Annotated in this window: 1 protein-coding gene; it reads right to left on the bottom strand. The window is 63.7% G+C overall.

Translation table 11 applies throughout. The features are described from left to right. Positions 1–940 precede the first annotated feature (940 nt). Positions 941–2632, bottom strand: coding sequence for an alkaline phosphatase family protein (locus AHiyo1_RS19275; RefSeq protein ID WP_084784610.1), 1692 nt, complete (start codon positions 2630–2632; stop codon positions 941–943). Positions 2633–3095 lie beyond the last annotated feature (463 nt).

The following is a 3095-nucleotide window of genomic DNA, read 5'->3' as shown; positions in this document are numbered from 1 at the left end:
CGCAGCGGGGGCACGGGTGCTGCTCGATCTCATCGGCGTCGGATGGGGCGGTGGCTTCGGTCTCGCTCCTCATCCCAAAATCCTCTCACAAACAATTCTCAGAAGTGGGCTAACGCCTTCTTTGAGTGAGAACGGGTTCTGAGAAGAAGACCGGCCTTCGCTGGACCTCCGGCCCGCCTCTCCACACCCTTTCTCAAAATCGGGGGTTTGTGGAGGAGGCCCCGCGTCGTCGTTGTTTGTTTTGTCAGTATTTGTGGCCTCGAGGCCGGCGCCCCCTGGACGGCCCGGCTGCGGCGCCTCCAATGATGCAAACCCCACTGCGGAGGGCCAAGTAGCTGGTCCGCTGATTTGCCCTGAGACCTCTTCGCTCAGTCGACCCCACGGCGGCGGAACTGGCGCAACGGCGGACCACCGGATGGGGTTGGCTTCACACCAAGCCGCACGGCAGTCATCATTCCGTCAAGCCCCGCGCCGCACCTCGCAGTCAACCACATCGACCCGATCCCCGTTGCTGCTGGTGATAGCACCGTTACCAACAGCCGAAGTGATCACGCGCCTGCGGCGTGTCCTGCGCTCAAGGGTGCGGCAGGAGTTCCCTTGGGAACCCTGCCCATGGCACAGGTGGAGGTCCTTCAGCGTCTCGCCGATGAACCCGAAATGGGAGCCAGTGACCTCACCGATCGTCAGCGACTGGCGACCACACGGTCAGCAGCTTGGTCCAGCAAATGGTGACCTCTCAGGAGAAGCGCGCTTGACCGCCGGCGAAACAACACGGAACTAAGGTGATCGGGGGCACTGTTGCCTCATGTCGATCGCTGTGGGAAGGGTGAGTCGTTGCCTCCTTGGGCCCCGGCCGCCTGGTGATGGCCTGAGCTCAGACTTGAGCGGGCCTCTCCTGACGGGTGGGCCCCGGACGGCTTGGATGTCCCTCTCTTGGCGCCTAGTAGGTGGCGCCCCCCGGGAGGATGACGGGTTTGGTGGGCTGCTGGTTGAAGTTGAAGTCGTTCACCAAGTTCCCGAGCTGGGGGTTGTTCTCCCGGACGTCGGGCCGGGAATCGGGACGTCCGTCGGTGGCCGGGTCGAGGCGTTGGCCGTGGAGGAAGTCGTCTTCGATGAACTTGGCGTAGGCGTCGTGGCTGAGGGACTGGTGGTCGATGTTGCCTTGTTTGGCGTAGGGGCTGATGACGATTCCCGGGACGCGGAGGCCGTAGCCGTTTTGGTCGACGGTGGGCGGGGTGACGTGGTCGTAAAAGCCGCCCCAGTCATCCCATGAGAGGAAGATGGCGGTGCTGTTCCAGTCCGGGCCCGACATGACGGCATTGATCAGGCCCGTGACGTAGGCCTGCCCGGTGCTGATCAGCGCCGGTGGGTGTTCGCTGACGGCTCCGGTGGGGTCGATCCAGCTCACGGCGGGCAATGTGCCCTTTTTGGCGGCATCGTAGAAGTTGGTGAGGGACTGGATGTTGCCTAGCTGGCCGTCCTGCTTGACGGTGTCGAAGTAGGGTAGCGGATTCCAGATGCCCGGCGTCTTCGCGTTCTGGGCTACGGGAGCGCAGGACATGGCTGCGTCGTCTTGGCAGTCGGGCTCTGTGCCGTTGAAGACGTAGTAGGCCCAGGGCACGTTCTGTTTGTGCAGCAGGTACGTCAGATCGGTCCAGGCGTAGTCAGGGGGAGCAAGCAGCTTGGCAGCGGCCAGCAGCTTTTGCTTGAGCGCTTCGGGGAGGGCTGCTTTGTCGATCGCGGCTTGGCAACTTGTATAGGAATCCGAGCCGGCGCAGTTTTGCGTGATGAGGGTGTGCAGTTGCGCGGCAATGTCCGGGGTGATCCCGGCCGCGGAGAGTGCGTCCTGGCAGGCCTTGTTCTGCAGGCCGGCCCGGCATTTGCCGATGAGGGTGGACTGGATCGAGGAGGTAAAGTCCGGCGGACTGCCCGGATTCTGGAGGGCGTTCATGCAGGATTGCGGGTCGCCCGCGCGGCTGCATTTGGCGGACCATTCCGACACCATGTACAGGTGCTCGGGCAGACTCCAGGAGGCGTTGGGTTCGAACATGTGGTCCTGCAACGTGAAGTCCTTGGCATATGCCCAGTAGTTGGGCAGGTCGCGCGCGTCGTGGTAGCCCATCACGTCGCTCTGGCTACCGCCCGCGCAGGCTGGGGCATTCGGTGCGCAGTTCGTAGAGGCTTTCTCGGCTTGCGCAATGAAGCCGTCCATTTTTCCGCCGTCGATGTCCGCAGTGGCATTGCTCTGGCTGTGCGGGCCACCTGAGTTCCGGTCGGCGGGGTCGTAGTACGGTTTCACGCACGAGCCGTGGGCCGGATCCGGGACGCATACGGCCGGGGAACCGTTCAGCATCGGAATCCCGTCCGCTCCGGGGAACGTGCCGAAGTAGCTGTCGAACGAGCGGTTCTCTTGCATAATGACGATGACATGCTGGATCTTGTTGATGCCCGCTAAGGCCGGGGCGTTCGAGGAAAACCGGGCCGTGGCAATCCCGAAAGTTACGCCCGCCGCAACGAGGGCAGCGACCACGACGGTGGCAACCGCAGCGAGCATGCGGTGCTTGCCCACCCAATGCCGTACTCGAGCGGACGGACGCGGGCGCTTGCCGGCGGCAGTGACAAACCATCCCATCGGATACCCACTCCTCGTGGCCCAAAATGTGAACCAGCGATCGTGTTGACCCGATCACCATCGCACGCTCACCACAGAACAGTGTTAGGGAAATGTTCGCGTTGTGTAAAGGCGCGCAAAACGGCCGGCCCACGCATGAACCCGGCGCCGCATGCTCGTGGTACTGCTGACGGTGGGCGCCGCATCGCGTCGCTGCGCCCGACGGCACCGGGGTAGCCAGCAGGGCAGGCAGCGGACGGATTTGTGGGAGGAGATAAGCGCAGCGTCGACACAAGGAACCGGTGCGCCGGCGTCCGCCGGACGGTGGAGCTTGTTGGACCCCGTTGGCAGTCCAACTGCTCCGGGAGGCCAACCACGGTGGCTATGGAGGCGGCCCGGTTTACCTGGCGTCTTCGTCGGTGAAATAGGGTGAGAATCCCTCGGGCGTCCTTGACCATGCCGTTCCCTGCCTCCGTCCCGGATT

It is taken from the genome of Arthrobacter sp. Hiyo1 (assembly GCF_001263615.2).
Taxonomy (GTDB): domain Bacteria; phylum Actinomycetota; class Actinomycetes; order Actinomycetales; family Micrococcaceae; genus Arthrobacter.
Note: the sequence above shows the minus strand (reverse complement) of the source record. Positions and strands in the feature narration are given on the sequence as shown.

Coding starts and splice junctions, on each gene's coding strand:
- AHiyo1_RS19275 (WP_084784610.1), bottom strand. CDS start 2,632: ATGGGATGGTTTGTCACTGCCGCCGGCAAGCGCCCGCGTCCGTCCGCT.